Source organism: Rugamonas sp. FW305-51 (assembly GCF_058786935.1).
This window is the reverse complement of sequence record NZ_JBYSZG010000110.1, coordinates 1-1,608: the sequence shown is the minus strand read 5'-3', so window position 1 is coordinate 1,608 and position 1,608 is coordinate 1. Positions and strand designations below refer to the sequence as shown.

Genomic DNA, 1,608 nt, shown 5'->3' with positions numbered 1-1,608 from the left:
GGGGTATGAAAATCATCTAGCCGGCCTCCCGCCGCCGAAACGCAGGCGGGTTGGCTAAAGTGAGTTGTGAGGGACTTCAACCACGGGAGGCTAAGATGAACTATAGCGCAATCGATCTACATTCGAATAATTGTGTAGTCACCGTAACGGACGAAGCGGACCGGGTTCTGGCGGAGCGGCGGCTGCCAAACGAACTGGAGCACATACTCGACTTGCTCACCCCTTACCGGACGGATCTGGCGGGCGTCGCGGTCGAGTCAACCTACAACTGGTACTGGCTGGTCGACGGCTTGGAGGACGCAGGCTATCGCGTATTGCTCGTCAACACCACGGCAGTCAAGAAATACAGCGGACTGAAGCACAGCGGCGACGAGAGCGATGCCCGATATCTGGCGCATTTGCTGCGCCTTGGCATACTGCCCACCGGAACGATCTTGCCACGCGAACAAAGAGCGATTCGGGACGTGGCGCGCAAACGTTTGCAACTGGTACGCAGTCGCGCCAGCCACATCCTGGCGGTCGAAAACATCATGGCGCGACAATGGGGTTCGCGCCTGAGCAGCAACCAGATCAAACGCCTGAGCAAAAACGACGTCGACGCCATGCCGCTATCGGAGGACGTGGCGCTGGCGGTAAAGGCCAATGTCAGCGTGATCTCCACGCTGACCGAGCAGATCGGGCTGCTGGAGCGACGCCTCCAGTCTCTGAGCGCACGGCGGGACTATGCCTTGCTGACCTCCGTACCCGGTATCGGGCAGGCGCTGGCGACCACCATCCTGCTCGAGACGGGGCCGATTGAACGGTTCGCCGGCGTCGGCCACTACGCCTCTTATGCGCGCTGCGTCGACAGCGCCTACACCAGCAATGGCAAACGCAAAGGCGAGGGCAATGTCCGCAACGGCAACAAGTACCTGGCCTGGGCCTTCATCGAAGCGGCCAACTTCGCGATGCGCTACTGCGCCGCGGCCAAACGCTTCCATGACAAAAAGAAGAACAAGACCAATGCCATCGTGGCCAAGAAGGCGCTCGCGCACAAACTGGCGCGGGCATGTTTTCACATTTTGAAGGAGCAACAGCCATTTGATCTGACACGTTGCTTCGCCTAGTTTTTGACGACCCACGGCAAGTCACGAATGGGGACTGGCGTCCAGCCAACCGGTATGAATTGAATGCCGTGGCGTCGTCAACCAAAGCGAATCGCCCGCACGCCGAGCCAACAAGAGACTGGGGCCGCCGCCAGGCGGCAACCATCGAACATGTGAACCACGTGGACAGCCTGCGGTGACCAACGTTCTTCTGGGGCGGCTTTGCCGCCAGGGCAGCCGGGCACGCCCGGCCATGCTTGATCCTGATGGGTGTCTGGCACGATTCGTCGTAGCCAAGTTGGAAGAAACGGATGCGTCGCTTGGTAACAGAGACAGCGGTCATGGTCACGGGCGCACACCGCCGCGCCCGTGACCGCCAGAAAATGTACAAAGTTGGCTGAGGGTGTCAAGGCGCCGCTGCGCTGGACGCCTTGACACCCTCAGCCAACTACCCTGTGCCACGCCAGCACGGAAGCCTTAATTCGTCCCTTGACAGCGGGCGGCTAATGGGCGTCCCCATTTT

1 protein-coding gene is annotated in these 1,608 nt (G+C 60.3%); it reads left to right on the top strand.

Annotation, left to right across the window (positions count from 1 at the left end; all coding sequences use genetic code 11):
- Positions 1 to 95 precede the first annotated feature (95 nt).
- Positions 96 to 1,106, top strand: coding sequence for an IS110 family RNA-guided transposase (locus AC3WOS_RS28490; protein WP_492720690.1), 1,011 nt, complete (start codon positions 96 to 98; stop codon positions 1,104 to 1,106).
- The last annotated feature ends 502 nt before the right edge of the window (positions 1,107 to 1,608 follow it).